The organism is Cupriavidus necator A5-1, assembly GCF_000744095.1.
GTDB lineage: Bacteria > Pseudomonadota > Gammaproteobacteria > Burkholderiales > Burkholderiaceae > Cupriavidus > Cupriavidus necator_A.
In genome coordinates, this window is sequence record NZ_JQLI01000008.1 from 1377985 (window position 1) to 1397146 (window position 19162).

At 64.0% G+C, this 19162-nt stretch carries 18 protein-coding genes; all 18 read left to right on the top strand.

What is annotated here, in order from left to right; genetic code table 11:
• Positions 1–8 precede the first annotated feature (8 nt).
• The 18 genes from K307_RS30515 (at position 9) to K307_RS30600 (ending at position 18719) form a co-directional block, all read left to right on the top strand.
• Complete coding sequence (locus K307_RS30515) at positions 9–1262, top strand: NADH-quinone oxidoreductase subunit D (RefSeq protein ID WP_042884662.1); 1254 nt, start codon at positions 9–11, stop codon at positions 1260–1262.
• 183 nt (positions 1263–1445) lie between these two features.
• A complete protein-coding gene (gene nuoE / locus K307_RS30520; RefSeq protein ID WP_042884663.1) occupies positions 1446–1946 on the top strand; it encodes an NADH-quinone oxidoreductase subunit NuoE in 501 nt (166 codons plus the stop codon).
• A 1-nt stretch (position 1947) separates the two neighbouring features.
• Positions 1948–3243: an NADH-quinone oxidoreductase subunit NuoF gene (gene nuoF, locus K307_RS30525; RefSeq protein WP_018313199.1), complete on the top strand. Its 1296-nt coding sequence runs from the start codon at positions 1948–1950 to the stop codon at positions 3241–3243.
• Between the two features lie 12 nt (positions 3244–3255).
• Positions 3256–5622, top strand: a complete 2367-nt coding sequence (gene nuoG / locus K307_RS30530) for an NADH-quinone oxidoreductase subunit NuoG (RefSeq protein ID WP_042884665.1) — start codon at positions 3256–3258, stop codon at positions 5620–5622.
• A 26-nt stretch (positions 5623–5648) separates the two neighbouring features.
• On the top strand, positions 5649–6713 hold the full coding sequence (nuoH, locus tag K307_RS30535) for an NADH-quinone oxidoreductase subunit NuoH (RefSeq protein WP_042884666.1): 1065 nt from the start codon (positions 5649–5651) through the stop codon (positions 6711–6713).
• Between the two features lie 70 nt (positions 6714–6783).
• The gene (gene nuoI / locus K307_RS30540; protein ID WP_042884667.1) at positions 6784–7275 is read left to right on the top strand and encodes an NADH-quinone oxidoreductase subunit NuoI; all 492 of its coding nucleotides are present in this window, start codon (positions 6784–6786) and stop codon (positions 7273–7275) included.
• A gap of 161 nt (positions 7276–7436) precedes the next feature.
• The gene (locus K307_RS30545; RefSeq protein ID WP_042884669.1) at positions 7437–8081 is read left to right on the top strand and encodes an NADH-quinone oxidoreductase subunit J; all 645 of its coding nucleotides are present in this window, start codon (positions 7437–7439) and stop codon (positions 8079–8081) included.
• Positions 8082–8097: 16 nt separating this feature from the next.
• The gene (gene nuoK / locus K307_RS30550) at positions 8098–8403 is read left to right on the top strand and encodes an NADH-quinone oxidoreductase subunit NuoK (protein WP_042884670.1); all 306 of its coding nucleotides are present in this window, start codon (positions 8098–8100) and stop codon (positions 8401–8403) included.
• 58 nt (positions 8404–8461) lie between these two features.
• Entirely contained in the window at positions 8462–10546 is a 2085-nt protein-coding gene (nuoL, locus tag K307_RS30555) for an NADH-quinone oxidoreductase subunit L (RefSeq protein WP_042884671.1), read from the top strand.
• Between the two features lie 27 nt (positions 10547–10573).
• Entirely contained in the window at positions 10574–12040 is a 1467-nt protein-coding gene (locus K307_RS30560) for an NADH-quinone oxidoreductase subunit M (RefSeq protein ID WP_042884672.1), read from the top strand.
• A gap of 18 nt (positions 12041–12058) precedes the next feature.
• Positions 12059–13534, top strand: coding sequence for an NADH-quinone oxidoreductase subunit NuoN (gene nuoN / locus K307_RS30565; RefSeq protein WP_042884674.1), 1476 nt, complete (start codon positions 12059–12061; stop codon positions 13532–13534).
• A gap of 13 nt (positions 13535–13547) precedes the next feature.
• On the top strand, positions 13548–13856 hold the full coding sequence (locus K307_RS30570) for a DUF2818 family protein (RefSeq protein WP_042884675.1): 309 nt from the start codon (positions 13548–13550) through the stop codon (positions 13854–13856).
• 44 nt (positions 13857–13900) lie between these two features.
• A complete protein-coding gene (locus K307_RS30575) occupies positions 13901–14527 on the top strand; it encodes an NUDIX domain-containing protein (RefSeq protein WP_042884676.1) in 627 nt (208 codons plus the stop codon).
• Positions 14528–14709: 182 nt separating this feature from the next.
• Positions 14710–15168 carry a DUF1178 family protein gene (locus K307_RS30580; protein ID WP_042884677.1) on the top strand — a complete coding sequence of 153 codons (459 nt, stop codon included), beginning with the start codon at positions 14710–14712 and terminating at the stop codon, positions 15166–15168.
• 94 nt (positions 15169–15262) lie between these two features.
• Entirely contained in the window at positions 15263–16465 is a 1203-nt protein-coding gene (locus K307_RS30585) for an acyl-CoA dehydrogenase family protein (RefSeq protein ID WP_042884678.1), read from the top strand.
• A 13-nt stretch (positions 16466–16478) separates the two neighbouring features.
• Complete coding sequence (locus K307_RS30590) at positions 16479–17597, top strand: acyl-CoA dehydrogenase family protein (protein ID WP_042884680.1); 1119 nt, start codon at positions 16479–16481, stop codon at positions 17595–17597.
• A gap of 161 nt (positions 17598–17758) precedes the next feature.
• Positions 17759–18202: a MaoC family dehydratase gene (locus K307_RS30595; protein ID WP_042884681.1), complete on the top strand. Its 444-nt coding sequence runs from the start codon at positions 17759–17761 to the stop codon at positions 18200–18202.
• Between the two features lie 40 nt (positions 18203–18242).
• Entirely contained in the window at positions 18243–18719 is a 477-nt protein-coding gene (locus K307_RS30600; RefSeq protein ID WP_042884683.1) for a MaoC family dehydratase, read from the top strand.
• The last annotated feature ends 443 nt before the right edge of the window (positions 18720–19162 follow it).

Genomic DNA, 19162 nt, shown 5'->3' on the forward strand with positions numbered 1-19162 from the left:
AACGCGCCATGGCAGACATCAAGAATTACACCCTGAACTTCGGCCCGCAGCACCCGGCCGCGCACGGCGTGCTGCGCCTGGTGCTGGAGCTGGACGGCGAAGTCATCCAGCGCGCCGACCCGCATATCGGCCTGCTGCACCGTGCGACCGAGAAGCTGGCAGAAACGAGGACCTGGATCCAGAGCGTGCCTTACATGGATCGCCTCGACTATGTGTCGATGATGGTCAACGAGCACGCCTACGTGATGGCGATCGAGCGCCTGCTGGGCCTGGAAGTGCCGGTCCGCGCGCAGTACATCCGCGTGATGTTCGACGAGATCACCCGCCTGCTGAACCACCTGATGTGGATCGGCTCGCACGCGCTGGACGTCGGCGCGATGGCGGTGTTCCTGTACGCCTTCCGCGAGCGCGAGGACATGTTCGACATGTACGAAGCGGTGTCGGGTGCGCGCATGCACGCGGCCTACTATCGTCCGGGCGGCGTCTATCGCGACCTGCCTGACACGATGCCGCAATATCGTGCCTCCAAAGTCCACAACGAGCGTGCCATCAAGGCCATGAACGAAGCGCGTTCGGGCTCGCTGCTGGACTTCATCGAGGACTTTACGAACCGTTTCCCGAAGTACGTCGATGAGTACGAGACGCTGCTGACTGACAACCGGATCTGGAAGCAGCGCCTGGTGGACATCGGCGTGGTCAGCCCGGAACGTGCGCTGCAGATGGGCTTTACCGGCCCGATGCTGCGCGGCTCGGGCATCGAGTGGGACCTGCGCAAGAAGCAGCCGTACGAGGTGTACGACAAGCTGGACTTCGACGTGCCGGTGGGCGTGGGCGGCGACTGCTACGCGCGCTACCTGGTGCGCGTGGAAGAAATGCGCCAGTCCAACCAGATCATCAAGCAGTGCGTGGAATGGCTGCGCCGCAACCCGGGCCCGGTGATCACCGAGAACCACAAGGTGGCGCCGCCCTCGCGCGTGGACATGAAGTCCAACATGGAAGAGCTGATCCACCACTTCAAGCTGTTCACCGAAGGCATGCACGTGCCGGAAGGCGAAGCGTATGCTGCGGTGGAGCACCCGAAGGGCGAATTTGGCATCTACGCGATCTCGGACGGGGCGAACAAGCCGTACCGCCTGAAGATCCGTGCACCTGGCTTCCCCCACCTGGCCGCGCTGGACGAAATGGCCAAGGGACACATGATTGCTGACGCGGTAACGATCATCGGCACGCAAGACATCGTCTTCGGCGAGATCGACCGCTAATCACGGACCGCCGGCCCGGACGACGATCCGGGCGCTTTCCGCGGCGCTCCCCGGGCGGGAGCTGCCCGGAAGACCCGCGGCGGACCGGCAAGGCCTAAGGCCCGCCGGCGGAACGGCAGCGACGGCTGCAAACCTGCGGAAGGACGCCCAGTGCGCTGCCTCCGCCGTTTTACTGCAATGACCATGCTATCAGCAGAAGCTCTCAAGGAAATCGATCGCGCGATCGCGAAGTATCCGGCCGACCAGAAGCAGTCGGCCGTGATGGCGGCGCTTGCCGTGGCGCAGGGCGAGGTGGGCTGGGTTTCCCCCGAAGTCATGCAGTTCGTCGCCAACTACCTCGAGATGCCGCCCGTGTGGGTGGAAGAGGTGGCGACCTTCTACAACATGTACGACACCAAGCCGGTGGGCAAATTCAAGCTCGCCGTCTGCACCAACCTGCCGTGCGCCCTGTCGGGCGGCGAGCGGGCCGGCGACTACCTGAAGCGCAAGCTCGGGATCGACTACAACGAGACCACTGCTGACGGCTGCTTCACCCTGAAAGAGGGCGAGTGCATGGGCGCTTGCGGCGACGCACCGGTGATGATCGTCAACAACACCCGCATGTGCAGCTTCATGAGCGACGACAAGCTCGACGCGCTCGTGGACGAGCTCAAGGCCGAGGCTGCAGCCAAGGGGGGCAAGTAACATGACCAGTCTGCACGACCGCCATATCCAGCCGCTGATCCTGGCCGGCCTGGACGGCAAGAATTGGCACCTGGAAGACTACGTCAAGCGTGGCGGCTACCAGCAACTGAAGCGCATCCTGACCGAGAAGATCCCGCCCGAGCAGGTGATTGCCGACGTCAAGGCCTCCGGCCTGCGCGGCCGTGGCGGTGCGGGCTTCCCGACCGGCCTGAAGTGGAGCTTCATGCCGCGCACGTTCCCGGGTCAGAAGTACCTGGTCTGCAATACCGATGAAGGCGAGCCCGGCACGTTCAAGGACCGCGACATCATCCGCTACAACCCGCATTCGCTGATCGAGGGCATGGCCATCGGCGCGTATGCGATGGGCATCACCGTGGGCTACAACTACATCCACGGCGAGATCTGGAACGAGTACAAGATCTTCGAGGAAGCGCTCGAAGAGGCGCGCGCTGCCGGCTTCCTGGGTGACAACATCCTGGGCTCGGGCTTCGATTTCCAGCTGCACGCGCACCATGGCTACGGCGCCTACATTTGCGGCGAGGAAACCGCGCTGCTCGAATCGCTGGAAGGCAAGAAAGGCCAGCCGCGCTTCAAGCCGCCGTTCCCGGCCAGCTTCGGCCTGTACGGCAAGCCGACCACCATCAACAATACCGAGACCTTCGCCGCGGTGCCGTTCCTGCTGGCCGTCGGCCCCGAGAACTACCTGAAGATGGGCAAGCCGAACAACGGCGGCACCAAGATCTTCTCGATCTCGGGCGACGTCGAGCGTCCCGGCAACTACGAGATCCCGCTGGGCACGCCGTTCGCCAAGCTGCTGGAACTCGCCGGCGGCATGCGCGGCGGCAAGCGCATCAAGGCGGTGATCCCGGGCGGTTCGTCCGCGCCGGTGGTGCCGGGCGACCTGATGATGGCGTCCGACATGGACTACGACTCGATCGCCAAGGCCGGCTCGATGCTGGGCTCGGGCGCGGTGATCGTGATGGACGAGACGCGCTGCATGGTCCGCTCGCTGCTGCGCCTGTCGTACTTCTATTTTGAGGAATCGTGCGGCCAGTGCACGCCGTGCCGCGAAGGCACCGGCTGGCTCTACCGCATGGTCAATCGCATCGAACACGGAGAGGGGCGCCAGGAAGACCTGGACCTGCTCAACAACGTCGCGGAAAACATCATGGGCCGCACCATCTGCGCGCTCGGCGATGCCGCGGCAATGCCGGTCCGCGGCATGCTCAAGCACTACTGGAAAGAGTTCGAGTATCACGTCGAACACAAGCAGTGCATGGTTCCGGCCTACATCTAAGCGTGGCAGAACATGGTTGAACTAGAGATCGACGGCAAGAAGGTTGAGGTTGCTGAAGGCAGCCTGGTGATGGAAGCCGCCCGCAAGCTGGGCACCTACATCCCGCACTTCTGCTACCACCGCAAACTGTCCATCGCGGCCAACTGCCGCATGTGCCTGGTCGAGGTCGAAAAGGCCCCGAAGGCGCTGCCTGCCTGCGCCACGCCGGTAACTCCCGGCATGAAGGTCTTCACCAATTCGGAGAAGGCAGTCAAGGCGCAGAAGTCCGTGATGGAATTCCTGCTGATCAACCACCCGCTCGACTGCCCGATCTGCGATCAGGGCGGCGAATGCCAGTTGCAGGATCTGGCCGTGGGCTACGGTGCTTCGGAATCGCGCTACAAGGAAGAGAAGCGCGTGGTGTTTCACAAGAACGTGGGCCCGCTGATCTCCATGGAGGAGATGACCCGCTGCATCCACTGCACCCGCTGCGTGCGCTTCGGCCAGGAAGTGGCCGGCGTGATGGAGCTGGGCATGCTGGGCCGCGGCGAGCATTCGGAAATCACCACCTTCGTCGGCAAGACCGTCGATTCGGAACTGTCGGGCAACATGATCGACCTGTGCCCGGTCGGCGCGCTGACCAGCAAGCCGTTCCGCTACTCGGCCCGTACCTGGGAACTGGCACGCCGCAAGTCGGTGTCGCCGCACGATGGCCTGGGCGCGAACCTGGTGGTGCAGACCAAGAACCAGCGCGTGATGCGCGTGCTGCCGCTGGAAAACGAAGACATCAACGAGTGCTGGATCTCCGACAAGGACCGCTTCTCGTATGAAGGCCTGAACAGCGCCGACCGCCTGACCCGCCCGCTGCTGAAGCAGGGCGGCGAATGGATGGAAACCGACTGGCAGACCGCGCTCGAATACGTGGCCAACGGCCTGGCCGGCATCAAGCGCGAGCATGGCGCCGACCAGATCGCCGCGCTGGCCAGCCCGCACAGCACGCTGGAAGAACTGTTCCTGCTGGGCAAGCTGGTGCGCGGCCTGGGCAGCGACAATGTCGACTTCCGCCTGCGCCAGTCCGACTTCTCGGCCGGGCTGAAGGGCACGCCGTGGCTCGGCATGCCGGTGGCCGACGTGACCGCGCTGCAACGCGTGCTGGTGATCGGCTCGTCGCTGCGCAAGGATCATCCGCTGCTGGCCTCGCGCCTGCGCCAGGCCACCAAGAAGGGTGCCCGTGTCGCGGTGCTGGGCGCAGGTGGTGAAGACCTGCTGATGCCCGTGGCCGCCCGCATCGACGTGGCGCCGTCGGGCTGGACCGCGGCCCTCGCCGGCGTGGCCCGTGCCGTGGCTGCCGCCAAGGGCGTGGCCGCTCCGGCCGGTACCGAAGGATTCGACGGCGGCGATGCCGCCAGCAAGACGGCAGAAGCCCTGCTGTCGGGCGAGCGCCGCGCCGTGTTCCTCGGCAACGAGGCCGTGCGCCATCCGCAGTTCTCGGCGCTGCACGCGCTGGCACAGTGGATCGCCACCGAAACGGGTGCGACGCTGGGCTTCCTGACCGAGGCCGCGAACACCGTCGGCGGTTATGTCGCCGGCGCGCTGCCCAAGCAGGGCGGCGCCAATGCGCAGGCGATGCTGGACACGCCGCGCAAGGCCTACATCCTGCTGAACACCGAACCCGAGTTCGATACCGCCGACCCGCGCAAGGCACTGGCCGCGCTGGCCCAGGCCAACACGGTGGTGGTGCTGTCGCCGTTCCGTTCGGAAGCGGCCATGCAGTACGCCGACGTGATCCTGCCGGTGACGCCGTTCACGGAAACCGCCGGTACCTTCGTCAACTGCGAAGGCCTGCCGCAGAGCTTCAACGGCGTGGTCCGCGCACTCGGCGAATCGCGTCCGGGCTGGAAGGTGCTGCGCGTGCTGGGCAACCTGCTGGACGTGGCCGGCTTCGACTACGACACCGCCGAAGCGGTCCGTGCCGAAGTACTGTCGGCCCCGGTTGCCGAGCAACTGGACAACGGCACCGACGCGGCGATCCGCGTCAGCGCCGCTGCCGCCAACGGCATCGAACGCATCGCCGACGTGCCCATCTACCACGCCGACCCGATCGTGCGCCGCGCCGATTCGCTGCAGCTCACCGCCGCCGCGCGCCGCGCCATGCAGATCGCGTTGCCGGCCGACCTGTTCAACCGCCTGGGCATCCAGTCGGGCGACCCGGTCCGCGTCACGCAAGGGCAGGGCAGCGTGGTGCTGCCGGCCGTGCTCGAAGCCACGCTGCCGGCCAACACCGTGCGCGTGCCGGCGGCAACGCCGGCGGCCACCGGGCTGGGCGGGATGTTCGGCACCGTGACGGTCGAGAAGGCCGTTGAACTGCCGGTCGGCCAGCAGGCCGAAGTCACCGCCTAAGCGTAGAAGAATAGCGAGAACGCAACATGATCGACTGGATTACCTCGCAAGGCCACGCCATCTTCGGCGGCGTATGGACGCCGCTGTGGATCCTGATTCGCGCCGTGGTCATTGTGGTGCCGCTGCTGCTGTGCGTGGCTTACCTGATTCTGTGGGAGCGCAAGCTGATCGGCTGGATGCACGTGCGGATCGGCCCGAACCGCGTGGGCCCGCTCGGCCTGCTGCAGCCGATTGCCGACGTGCTGAAGCTGCTGCTCAAGGAAGTCATGATGCCCACGCAGGTCAGCCGGGGCATGTACCTGATTGCCCCGCTGATGGTGCTGATGCCCGCCGTGGCGATCTGGGCCGTGATTCCGTTCCAGGCCGAAGTAGTGCTGGCCGATGTGAACGCCGGCCTGCTGTACGTGATGGCGATCAGCTCGGTGGGCGTGTACGGCGTGATCCTGGCCGGCTGGGCCTCGAACTCCAAGTACGCCTTCATCGGCGCCATGCGCGCCGCGGCACAGATGGTGTCGTATGAAATCGCCATGGGCTTCGCGCTGGTGACGGTGCTGATGGTTGCCGGCAGCCTGAACCTGTCGGCCATCGTCAATGGCCAGAACACCGGCTACTTCGCCGACATGGGCATCAACATCCTGTCGTGGAACTGGCTGCCGTTGCTGCCCATGTTCGGCGTCTACTTCATCTCGGGCGTGGCCGAAACCAACCGCCACCCGTTCGACGTGGTGGAAGGCGAATCGGAAATCGTGGCCGGCCACATGATCGAATATTCGGGCATGGGTTTCGCGCTGTTCTTCCTGGCCGAATACATCAACATGATCGTCATCTCGACGATGACCGCGCTGATGTTCCTCGGCGGCTGGGCGCCTCCGATCAACAGCGTGCTGACCAACGCGGTCCCGGGCTTCTTCTGGCTGCTGATCAAGGTATTCCTGCTGCTGTCCGTCTTCATCTGGATTCGCGCCTCGTTCCCGCGCTACCGCTATGACCAGATCATGCGCCTGGGCTGGAAGGTGTTCATCCCCCTGACGGTGGCGTGGCTGATCATCGTGGCGATCTGGATCAAGTCGCCTTGGAACATCTGGCACTGAACGGCCAAACGACGGTGCGCCTTCTGCAACACGGCAGGGCGCGCACCGTGTGGAAACACTAGGAAGCATCATGCTGCTCGCCATCAAGGACTTCTTCAACAGCCTGCTCCTGAAGGAACTCTTCAAGGGCATGGCCGTGACCGGCCGCTATCTCTTCGCGCGCAAGATCACCGTCCAGTTCCCGGAAGAGAAAACGCCGATCTCACCGCGTTTTCGCGGCCTGCACGCGCTGCGCCGCTATCCCAACGGGGAAGAGCGCTGCATCGCCTGCAAGCTGTGCGAGGCGGTGTGCCCGGCGCTGGCCATCACGATCGAGTCGGACGTGCGCAACGATGGTACGCGCCGTACCACCCGCTACGACATCGATCTGACCAAGTGCATTTTCTGCGGTTTCTGCGAGGAGGCCTGCCCGGTCGACGCCATCGTCGAAACCCAGATCCTGGAGTACCACGGCGAGAAGCGTGGCGACCTGTACTTCACCAAGGACATGCTGCTGGCAGTGGGCGACCGCTACGAGCCGCAGATCGCCGCGGCCAAGGCTGCCGACGCCAAGTACCGCTGACCGGTTTGCGGCTGCCGCCAGTAGCAGACCTGGCAGCCGCTGCCACCGAATTTGAATACGGCCCCTTCAATGTGAGGGGCCAAAGCAAGGATGCCGCAGGAGCGGGCCACCCGAAGGGGATGGCTTGTGCCGGACGGCCCTGAGAGGATCCGATAGGGACCATGGAACTCACGACCACCATCTTCTACGTCTTTGCGCTGGTGCTGGTGCTCTCCGCACTGAAAGTCATCACTGCGAAGAACCCGGTGCACTCCGCACTGTTCCTCGTGCTGTCGTTCTTCACGGCCGCCGCAATCTGGATGCTGCTCAAGGCGGAATTCCTCGCCATCCTGCTGGTGCTGGTCTATGTCGGCGCGGTGATGGTGCTGTTCCTGTTCGTGGTGATGATGATCGATATCGACATCGAGCACCTGCGGCGGGACTTCTGGACCTACGTGCCGATGGCATCGGTGGTGGGCGCGCTGATCATCGCCGAGATGGCGATCGTGCTGGTGCGCAACTTCATCGGCACCACCACGCCGGTGATCGCCAGCGGTTCGCAGGACCCGGGCTACTCCAACTCCGCCGCGCTCGGCAAGGTGATCTACACCGACTACATCTACGCCTTTGAAGTGGCCGGCATCATCCTGCTGGTGGCCATCATCGCCGCCGTAGCGCTGACCCTGCGCCGCCGCAAGGACGTCAAGGGCCAGGACGTGTCGGCGCAGCTGCGTACCCGCCGCGACGAGCGCGTGCGCCTGGTGCCGATGCAGTCCGAAAGCCAGACCTCGCAGACGGAAGCCGCGGCTGCCGCCAATAAGAACTAAAGCCCGGAGAAACGCTGTGCTCTCTCTCGCTCACTATCTCGTCCTCGGTGCGATCCTGTTCGCGATCAGCATCGTCGGCATCTTCCTGAACCGCAAGAACGTGATCGTGCTGCTGATGGCGATCGAACTGATGCTGCTTGCGGTGAACATGAACTTCGTCGCCTTCTCGCATTACCTGGGCGACCTGGCTGGTCAGGTTTTCGTTTTCTTCATCCTCACGGTGGCCGCCGCCGAGTCGGCAATCGGTCTGGCAATCCTGGTGGTGCTGTTCCGCAACCTGGATACGATCAACGTGGACGACCTGGACACCCTCAAGGGCTGATCCGTGCCGCACTACGCAGATACCCAAGACTCACCGACCGCACACCACTAAGCGTCCTATGGCAACCACGCTCAACCCCAACCTGCTGCTTGCGATTGCGCTGGCGCCGCTAGTCGGCTCCGCAATCGCCGGCCTGTTCGGTACCAAGTTCTTCGACCTGTTTTCCTCGGAGTCGCGCGGCGGCCGGATCGTGGCGCATACCGCCACGATCCTGGGCGTTGCCATTTCCTTCGTGCTGTCGGTGATGGTGCTGATCGACGTGATGAACGGCGCCAGCTTCAACGCCACCGTGTACGAGTGGATGGCCATCGGCAGCCTGAAGATGGAAGTCGGCTTCCTGGTCGATTCGCTGACGGCGATGATGATGGTGGTCGTCACCTTCGTCTCGTTGATGGTGCACATCTACACCGTCGGCTACATGGAAGGCGATCCCGGCTACAACCGGTTCTTCGGCTACATCTCGCTCTTCACCTTCTCGATGCTGATGCTGGTGATGAGCAACAACTTCCTGCAGCTGTTCTTCGGCTGGGAAGCGGTGGGCCTGGTGTCGTACCTGCTGATCGGCTTCTGGTACACCCGCCCGACGGCGATCTTCGCCAACCTGAAGGCGTTCCTGGTCAACCGCGTCGGCGACTTCGGCTTTATCCTGGGCATCGGCCTGCTGCTGGCCTACAGCGGCAGCATGAACTACACCGAAGTGTTCGCCGCGCGCGACCAGCTGGCGACCGTGATCTTCCCGGGCACCGACTGGCTGATGATCACCGTGGCCTGCATCTGCCTGTTCATCGGCGCGATGGGCAAGTCGGCGCAGTTCCCGCTGCATGTCTGGCTGCCTGACTCGATGGAAGGCCCGACCCCGATTTCCGCACTGATTCACGCGGCCACGATGGTGACCGCCGGCATCTTCATGGTCGCGCGCATGTCGCCGCTGTTCGAGCTGTCGGATACGGCGCTGTCCTTTGTCCTGGTGATCGGTGCCATCACGGCGCTGTTCATGGGCTTCCTGGGCATCATCCAGAACGACATCAAGCGCGTGGTGGCTTACTCGACGCTGTCGCAGCTGGGCTACATGACCGTGGCGCTGGGCGCTTCGGCCTACTCGGTGGCCGTGTTCCACCTGATGACGCACGCGTTCTTCAAGGCACTGCTGTTCCTGGGCGCCGGTTCGGTCATCATCGGCATGCACCACGACCAGGACATCCGCAACATGGGTGGCCTGCGCAAGTACATGCCGATCACCTGGATCACCTCGCTGGTCGGTTCGCTGGCGCTGATCGGCACACCGTTCTTCGCGGGCTTCTATTCCAAGGACTCGATCATCGAGGCCGTGGCCGAATCGCATATCGCGGGCTCGGGCTTTGCCTACTACGCGGTGCTGGCCGGTGTCTTCGTCACGGCGTTCTACTCGTTCCGCATGTACTTCCTGGTGTTCCACGGCGAAGAGCGCTTTGGCAAGGAGGGGCACGCACATCACCACGAGAACCACGAGGACGAGGAAGTCTCCGCTGACCATCACCACGGCCTGGCTCCGGGCGAGAAGCCGCACGAGTCCCCTTGGGTGGTGACGCTGCCGCTGGTGCTGCTGGCGATCCCGTCGGTGATCATCGGCGCGATCGCGATCGAGCCGATGCTGTTCGGCAACTTCTTCAAGGACGGCGTTGCCTTCAAGGACGTGATCTTCGTCGGCGAGAACCACCACGCCATGGCCGAGCTCAAGGAAGCGTTCCACGGCTGGTCGCCGATGGCGCTGCACTCGCTGACCACCCCCGTGCTGTGGCTGGCCATCGCCGGTGTGGTGCTGTCGTGGTTCTTCTACATGAAGCGCCCGGATATCCCTGAAGCCATCGCGAACCGCTTCTCGGGTCTCTACAAGCTGCTCGACAACAAGTACTACATGGATGCCATCAACCAGGCGGTGTTCGCCCGTGGCGCACGCCTGCTCGGTACCGGCCTGTGGAAGGGCGGCGACCAGGGCCTGATCGACGGCCTGATCGTCAACGGTTCGGCGCGCGTGGTGGCCTCGTTCGCCTCGGCCAGCCGCTACCTGCAGTCGGGCTATATCTACCACTACGCATTCGCGATGATCGTCGGCATGCTGGTGCTGCTGACGCTGACGGTCACGGGCGTGATCGGCACCAAGTGATAGGCACCAAGTAAGGAAAACATAGAAATGGTTCTGTCTTTCTCAATCTGGCTGCCTATCTTTTTCGGCCTGCTGATCCTTGCCTTCGGCTCCGACCGGAGCCCGGGCTTCGTGCGGTGGATGTCGCTGTTCGGCTCGATCGCGAGCTTCGTCGTCACGCTGCCGCTGATCTTCCACTTCGACCGCACCACCGCGTCGATGCAGTTCGTCGAGAAGGCGAACTGGATCGAACGCTTCAATATCAACTACCTGCTGGGGGTTGACGGCATCTCGATGTGGTTCGTCGTGCTGACCGCCTTCATCACGGTGATCGTGGTGATTTCGGCCTGGGAGGTGATCACCGAGCGTGTGGCCGAATACATGGCCTCGTTCCTGATCCTGTCGGGCCTGATGGTCGGCGTGTTCTGCACGCTGGACGGCATGCTGTTCTACGTGTTCTTCGAAGCCACGCTGATCCCGATGTACATCATCATTGGTGTCTGGGGCGGCCCGAACCGTGTCTATGCCGCGTTCAAGTTCTTCCTGTACACGCTGGCGGGCTCGCTGCTGACGCTGATCGCGCTGCTGTACCTGTACAACAAGACCGGCACCTTCGACATCCTGCAATGGCACCAGGCCAAGTTGTCGATGAACGAGCAGATCGCGCTGTTTATCGCCTTCTTCGTCGCCTTCGCGGTCAAGGTGCCGATGTGGCCGGTGCACACCTGGCTGCCCGACGCCCACGTGGAAGCGCCGACCGGCGGTTCGGTGGTGCTGGCCGCCATCATGCTGAAGCTGGGCGCCTACGGTTTCCTGCGGTTCTCGCTGCCGATCGCACCTGACGCGAGCCATTACCTGGCCCCGTTCATCATCACGATCTCGCTGATCGCCGTGATCTACATCGGCCTGGTCGCGCTGGTGCAGGCGGACATGAAGAAGCTGGTGGCGTACTCGTCGATCGCGCACATGGGCTTCGTCACGCTGGGCTTCTTTATCTTCAGCGACATCGGCGTTGAAGGCGGCATCGTGCAGATGATCTCGCACGGCTTTATCTCCGGCGCGATGTTCCTTTGCATCGGCGTGCTGTACGACCGTGTCCACTCGCGCCAGATCGCCGACTACGGCGGCGTGGTCAACACGATGCCCAAGTTCGCGGCGCTGGCGGTGTTCTTCGCGATGGCCAACTGTGGCCTGCCGGCCACCTCGGGCTTCGTCGGGGAATTCATGGTGATCCTGGGCGCGGTCAAGTTCGACTTCTGGATCGGCCTGCTGGCTGCCACCGCCCTGATCTTCGGCGCCGCCTACTCGCTGTGGATGGTCAAGCGCGTGATCTTCGGCGACGTCGTGCACCAGCACGTGCGCGAGCTGGCCGACCTGAACAAGCGTGAGTTCGTCATGCTCGGCCTGCTGGCCATCATGACGCTGTATATGGGCCTGCACCCGAAGCCCTTTACCGACGTGATGCACCCGTCCGTGGTGAACCTGCTGCAGCATGCGGCGCAGTCCAAGCTGTAATCGGGGAGAGATATCAACATGCAACCGTCCTCGACACTCGGCCCCGTGGCGCCGATCATTTTCCTGGCGATCGCCATCGGCGCGGTCAACTGGATCGACCTTGCACGCGGCAAGGGCAAGCAAAGCGTGGCCTATCCGCTGTCGCTGCTGACCACCCTGGTGCTGACCGTCTGGTTCGGCCTGAACGCCGCCGGCGGCGAGACGCACTACGCGTTCTCGAACCTGGTGGTGATCGACCCGATGGCGAACGTGCTGTCGGCATTCTGTGCTGCCGGCCTGTTCATCACGTTGGTCTACACGCGCCGCTACCTGGCCGAGCGCGACATGTTCGCCGGCGAGTTCTACCAGCTCGCGCTGTTTACGCTCGGCGGCCAGATCGTGATGATCACCGGCAACAACTTCCTGACCCTGTACCTGGGCCTGGAACTGCTGTCGCTGTCGTCGTACGCGCTGGTGGCGCTGCGCCGCGATTCGCGCGTGACCTCTGAATCGGCGATGAAGTACTTCGTGCTGGGTGCGCTGGCTTCGGGCTTCCTGCTCTACGGCATCTCGATGATGTATGGCGCCACCGGTTCGCTGAACCTGGGCGAGGTGTTCCGCGTGGTCGAGTCGGGCCGCGTCAACACCACCATGCTGGCCTTCGGCGTGGTCTTTATCGTCGCCGGCCTGTCGTTCAAGCTGGGTGCCGCACCGTTCCACATGTGGATCCCGGACATCTACCAGGGCTCGCCGACCGCGGTGACGCTGCTGATCGCCGGCGGCCCGAAGGTCGCGGCGTTCGCGCTGTTTATCCGCGTGCTGGTGGAAGGCCTGCTGCCGCTGGCCAACGACTGGCAGATGATGCTGGTGGTGCTGTCGATCATGTCGCTGGCCATCGGCAACCTGACCGCCATCGTGCAGAGCAACCTGAAGCGGATGCTGGCGTACTCGACCATCTCGCACATGGGCTTCGTGCTGCTGGGCCTGCTTTCGGGCGTGGTGGCCAACAAGGCCGACGGCGCCGCGGATGCCTACAGCTCGGCGATGTTCTACTCGGTGACCTACCTGCTGACCACGCTGGGCACCTTCGGCATCATCCTGCTGCGCACGAACAAGGGCTTCGAGGCCGAGACGCTGGAAGACCTGAAGGGCATGTCGCGCCGCAACCCGTGGTTCGCCTTCCTGATGCTGGTGATGATGTTCTCGCTGGCCGGCATTCCGCCGACCGTGGGCTTCTATGCCAAGCTGGCCGTGCTGGATGCGGTGGTCAAGGCCGGCATGACCTGGCTGGCCGTGGTGGCGGTGATGTTCTCGCTGATTGGCGCGTTCTACTACCTGCGTATCGTCAAGCTGATGTACTTCGATGCGCCCGCCGCCGAAGAGGAACTGGAGGCCACCTTCGGCCTGCGCTCGATGCTGAGCGTGAACGGCGCCGCGGTGATCCTGCTGGGCATTTTCCCGGCCGCGCTGATGAACCTGTGCTACCAGGCCATCCGCTCGACGCTGGGTTCCTGATCCGCCACACGCCATGAGCGCATCCGCAAGCGGCTGGTTTGTCATCCTGCTGGCACTGGTCAGTGCGAACCTGCCGTTTGTGAACCAGCGCCTGTTCGCGGTGATCCCGCTGCGGCAGGCGCGCAAGTCCCTGTGGCTACGCCTGCTGGAGCTGATCGTGTGGTACTTGGTGGCCGGCGCCGCCGGCTTTGCGGTAGAGGCCAGCCTTGGCAACGCCTTCCCGCAGGGCTGGCAGTTCTACGCCATCACCGCCTGCATGATGCTGGTGTTTGCCTTCCCGGGCTTCACCTGGCAATACCTCGTCAAACACCGCACGGCCTGAAGCCGGTCTTGTCGGCCCCGGGCCCTGCCTGATCCGGAGCGTCCATGACCGACAAGACTCAAGGCGGTACCTCGCTGCCCGCCGACCAGACTGAGAACGACGACGCACTGAAGGAAGTGTGCGTCGCCTCGGCCACGGTCCATCGCGGCAAGTTCCTTACCCTCAAGCAAGACATTGTCAGGCTGCCCGACGGCAAGCAGACCGGGCGCGAGTACATCGTCCACCCCGGCGCGGTGATGATGATCCCGCTGTTCGATGACGGCACCGTGCTGATGGAGCGCCAGTTCCGCTACCCGATCGGCGAAGTGATGCTGGAATTCCCGGCCGGCAAGCTCGATCCGCAAGAGGGCGCGCAGCGCTGCGGCGAGCGCGAGCTGCTGGAAGAGACCGGCTACAGCGCGGCGCGCTGGGACTACCTGACGCGCATCCATCCGGTGATCTCGTATTCGACCGAATTCATCGACATCTTCCTGGCGCGCGACCTGACGCACGGCGAAGCGCAACTGGACGACGGCGAGTTCATCGAGACCTTCATCACCCCGGTAGGACAGGTGATCGACTGGGTCCGCAGCGGGCGCATTACCGACGTGAAGACCATCATCGGCGCTTTCTGGCTGGAAAAAGTGATCTCCGGCGCCTGGCAGCCAGGCGAGCAGCCACTGCCAGGCTGAGATGCGCACTCGTCACGTCGGCGTCTTGGCCCGGCCTGCGCTAAGCTGGTGACAAGGCACGGCGCGCGGCGTGATGGGTGCGGCATGCAGCTGTTCCGAACGGTCGTTCGAAAAAATTTAGCACGACCGTTCACAAAATTTCGATTCACGGATAATATAGCTTTTGACGGGCTGGAAAGATCATGAAGGTGCTCGACCTGCGCTGTGCGCAAGACCATCGTTTCGAGGGCTGGTTTGCCTCGGAGGAAGAAGCGCAGTCGCAAATCTCGCGTGACCTCGTCCAATGCCCGGTCTGTGGCGACCACGCCGTAACGCGGCTGCCCAGCGCGCCGCGCCTGAACCTGTCGGGCGCGACCGCGCCCAAGGGCGCCGCCAAGCCGGCGCAGCAGACGGCGCAGCAAGCCGCGCCACCGGCAACACTGCAAGCGCTCTATTTGAAGGCAGTGAAGCAGGTGCTGGCCCAGACCGAGGATGTTGGCGACCGCTTTGCCGAAGAGGCAAGGCGCATGCACTATGACGAAGCGCCGGAACGCGGCATCCGCGGTTCGGCCTCGCCGGAGGAAGTGCAGGCGCTGGCCGAGGAGGGCATCGAGACTTTTCCGCTCGTAGTGCCGGATGCGCTGAAGCAGACGGCTCACTGAATTGCGTCCTGTGCCCGTTGCTGTCGGCGCATGACGCGCAGGCAGAACAATCCGCCGGCAGCTTCAGAGTACGCCGGCACCACTGGAGACGGGCATGGATCTCAACTACTCGGCGTCCGACAACGCCTTCCGCGAGGAAGTGCGTAGCTGGCTCGAAGCCAACTTGCCGGCGGACATCCGCAGCAAGATTCTCAACCACCGCCGTCCGAACCGCGACGACCTGGTGCGCTGGCACAAGATCCTCGCCGGCAAGGGCTGGTCGGCGCCGCACTGGCCCGTCCAGTACGGCGGCACCGGCTGGAACGCTACACAACGCCATATCTGGGACGAAGAGAATGCCCGCGTCGGCGCACCCGGGGTGTTGCCGTTCGGCGTGGCGATGGTTGCGCCCGTGATCATCAAGTATGGCAGCGAGGACCAGAAGTCCTACTTCCTGCCGCGCATCCTGGACTGCACCGACTGGTGGTGCCAGGGGTATTCGGAGCCGGGCTCGGGTTCGGACCTGGCGTCGGTGAAGACGCGCGCCGAACTGACCCCGGACGGCAAGCACTACATTGTCAATGGCCAGAAGACCTGGACCACGCTCGGCCAGCACGCCGACATGATCTTCTGCCTGGTGCGGACCGATCCCGAAGCCAAGAAGCAGGAAGGCATCTCGTTCCTGCTGATCGACATGAAGACGCCGGGCATCACCGTGCGCCCGATCATCATGCTCGACGAAGAGCATGAGGTGAACGAAGTCTTCTTCGACAACGTCAAGGTGCCGGTCGAGAACCGCGTCGGCGAAGAGAACAGGGGCTGGACCTACGCCAAGTACCTGCTGGGCCATGAGCGCACCGGCATCGCCCGCGTCGGCAATTCCAAGCGCGAGCTGGGCTTCCTGAAGCGCGTGGCGCGCCAGCAGCAGAAGAACGGCAAGCCGCTGCTGGAGGATCCGGTGTTCGGCGCCAAGGTCGCCGCGCTGGAGATCGAGCTGATGGCGCTGGAGATCACCGTGCTGCGCGTGGTCTCGAGCGAAGCCGCCGGCAAGGGCCCCGGCCCCGAGGCCTCCATGCTCAAGATCAAGGGCACCGAGATCCAGCAGCTGCTGACCGAGCTGATGGTCGAGGCCGTCGGCCCGTACGCCCAGCCGTTCGACACCGCCTACCTGGAGTGCGAGACCGAGCACGCTGTCACCGGCTACGACGACGCCGCGCCGCTGGCCGCGTACTACTTCAACTATCGCAAGACCTCCATCTATGGCGGGTCCAACGAAATTCAGAAGAACATCATCAGCCAGATGATTCTGGGGCTGTGAGGAGACACGTAACATGAACTTCAATCTCAGCGACGAACAGAAGCAGCTGGCCGACGCCGTCCGCCGTTTTATCGACAAGGACTACGGCTTCGAGTCCCGCAAACAGAACTATGAAAGCGCCGCCGGCTACGGCGAGGCCGCATGGGGCTCGCTGGTCGAGCTCGGCCTGACCGCGCTGCCGGTGCCGGAAGAGCAGGGCGGCTTTGCGGGCAAGGCCCTGGACATGATGGTGGTGCAGCAGGAGCTGGGCCGCGGCCTGATCGTCGAGCCGTACCTGGCTACCGTGGTGGGCGCCTATGCGCTCGGCCTGGCCGGCGGCCAGGATGCGCTGCTGGAGCAGGTCGCCGGCGGCGAGCTGAAGCTGGCCGTGGCCTTCAACGAGCCGCAGGCGCGCTACGAACTGAACAACGTGCGCGTGACCGCCCGCGAGGGCAAGCTCAGCGGCCGCAAGGTCGTGGTGGTGCATGGCGGCCAGGCCGACAAGCTGGTCGTGTCGGCTCGCAGCAGCGGCGCCGACGCCGACCAGGACGGCATCTCGCTGTTCCTGGTCGATGCCAAGGGCGCCGGCGTCAGCATCAAGGACTACCGCACCATCGACAACCTGCGCGCGGCCGATATCACCTTCCAGGACGCGCCGGCGCAACTGCTGGGCGAGGCTGGCAAGGCCTTCGCGATCATCGAGCAGGTCGCCGACTACGCCGCCGTGCTGCTGTGCGCGGAGGCCGTGGGCGTGATGGATACGCTCAACGCCGCCACGCTGGAATACGCCAAGACGCGCCAGCAGTTTGGCCAGCCGATCGCGCGCTTCCAGGCGCTGCAGCACCGCATGGTCGAGATGTTTATCCATGCCGAGCAGTCGCGCTCGATCACGCTGCTGGCCGCGGCCCGCTTCGAGGAAGTGTCGCCGGAAGAGCGCCGCCGCTATGTCTCCGCCGCCAAGGCGCGCGTGGGGCAGGCAGCCCGCACGGTCGGCCAGGAGGCGGTGCAGATCCACGGCGGCATGGGCGTGACCAACGAACTGCCGGCCGCGCACATGTTCAAGCGGCTGACACTGATCAACACCACCTTCGGCGACGTGGATCACCACCTGGGCAGGTTTGCCGCCCAGCCGGGGTTCCAGGAAGCCGCCTGAGCCAAGCAGGGCCAGTCAGAAACCGCGCCGTAGTCCCAGGCGCGGTTTTTTTCTTTGCGCGAGGTTAGGGTTGTGTTCCGCAAATGCGGACACTCGCTAGCGCCCGTCATGCGATCATCGCGCAGACAAGTCAAACGTCAATAACACGGAGTAGACAACCGATGCTGTATTTCGAGGACTTTGAAGTCGGCAGCCGCCGTGAACTGGGCTCCTACCTCGTCACCGAGGAAGAGATCCTCACCTTCGCCCGCCAGTACGACCCGCAGCCCTTCCATATCGACAAGGAAGCCGCCGCCAAGAGCATCTACGGCGGGCTGATCTCGAGCGGCTGGATGACCTGCTCGATCATGATGCGCTTGCTGGTGCTGAGCAGCACCGGCAAGTCGGCCAGCATGGGTTCGCCCGGCGTCGACGAGATCCGCTGGCTCAAGCCCGTTTGCGCAGGCGACACGCTCACCGTCGTGCTGAATGTGCTGGATACCCGGCCGTCGCAGTCCAAGCCGGACCGCGGCGTGGTCCACACCCAGTGGGAAGCCACCAACCAGCGCGGCGAGCTGGTCTGCACGGTCAAGGGCATGGGCATGTACGGACGTCGGCCGGCCTGAGCGCAAAAACACCAACCCACCCATCGAGGAGACAACCGCCATGCGTACCATCGCATCGCTGGAAGAGCTGGAAGGCCTGCAGGGCCAGGAAGTCGCGGTCAGCGACTGGATCGAGGTGACCCAGCAGCAGGTCAACCAGTTTGCCGAGGCCACCGGCGACCACCAGTGGATCCACGTCGACGTGGAGCGTGCCAAGAAGGAATCGCCTTATGGCGGCCCGATCGCCCACGGCTTCCTGACGTTGTCGCTGCTGCCCAAGTTCATGCACAACGCCCTGCACATGCCGTCCAAGATCGGCGTCAACTACGGCCTGAACCGCGTGCGCTTCACCGCACCCGTCCCGGTCGGCAGCAAGTTGCGGGCACGGATCAAGCTGCTCAAGGTCGAACGGCTCGACCCGCTGCCGAAGTCGCCCGAGCTGGTGGGCGCGCAGTCCACCTGGGAAGTGACGGTCGAGCGTGAGGGCAGTGATCGCCCGGTGTGCGTGGCAGAGTCGATCACACGCCGGTACGGTTGACCCTGCGACGTCGGTTCTGACGCACTGCGACAATATGCCACACGGCGTTGTCACACCTTGGGAAAGCCGCGCAATGCGCGGCTTTCTGCATATTTACGCACGGATTTTGTGACGTTGACGCCGATCAAGACTCGCGCTGCGGTCAGTGATCTCGATTGTCCGTTCTGCCGGACAGTGTGTTCTGTGCCGTTGGGTTTACCCCTAATGTTGCGTTGCGGTACAGTCGCGCCCACGATGTTTTACGTGTTGCGCTCCCCGGCCGAAAACCGCGCCTGCCATGAAGGCAGGTCCGTCGGGAAGTGCAAAAAACTCGTATTCCAACGCTACCCGGCCGCTGTACTGAGCCGGGACCGTTCGCGGTTTCGGCCACCAGGTGCCGCAGCGCCGGCAAGGTCCCACAGGGCCTGCAGCGCGCGCAGTCAGTTGTCCTTCCGTGTTCATGG